This window comes from Streptomyces sp. NRRL F-5135, from assembly GCF_000719775.1.
In the GTDB taxonomy this organism is placed as follows: Bacteria; Actinomycetota; Actinomycetes; order Streptomycetales; family Streptomycetaceae; genus Streptomyces; species Streptomyces hebeiensis.
This window is the reverse complement of the sequence record NZ_JOHR01000085.1, coordinates 1-343: the sequence shown is the minus strand read 5'-3', so window position 1 is coordinate 343 and position 343 is coordinate 1. Positions and strand designations below refer to the sequence as shown.

Annotated in this window: 1 rRNA gene; it reads right to left on the bottom strand. The window is 58.0% G+C overall.

Going from position 1 to position 343, the window contains the following annotated elements:
• Window positions 1-257 precede the first annotated feature (257 nt).
• Window positions 258-343, bottom strand: a 16S ribosomal RNA gene (locus tag IG02_RS0135605); the annotation flags it as partial.

The following is a 343-nucleotide window of genomic DNA, read 5'->3' as shown; positions in this document are numbered from 1 at the left end:
GTCACACACCACCCACAAGCGATGCTTCACCGGGACCGGCAAACTGAAGGACAACCAACACGGCCGCACCCTCAGACACCCAACAGCGTGCCCGACCTGACCCCTCCCGACCTTGCGTTCCACACCGAAGCAGTACTAACAGGATCAAGAGAAACCATGCCGAATAGTCAACGTTCCACCCATGAGCAAACCACCGTCGAACACTCGCCGACGTAGTGGCCCTGGATTCCCCCGAAGAGAAATCAGATGCTCCTTAGAAAGGAGGTGATCCAGCCGCACCTTCCGGTACGGCTACCTTGTTACGACTTCGTCCCAATCGCCAGTCCCACCTTCGACAGCTCCC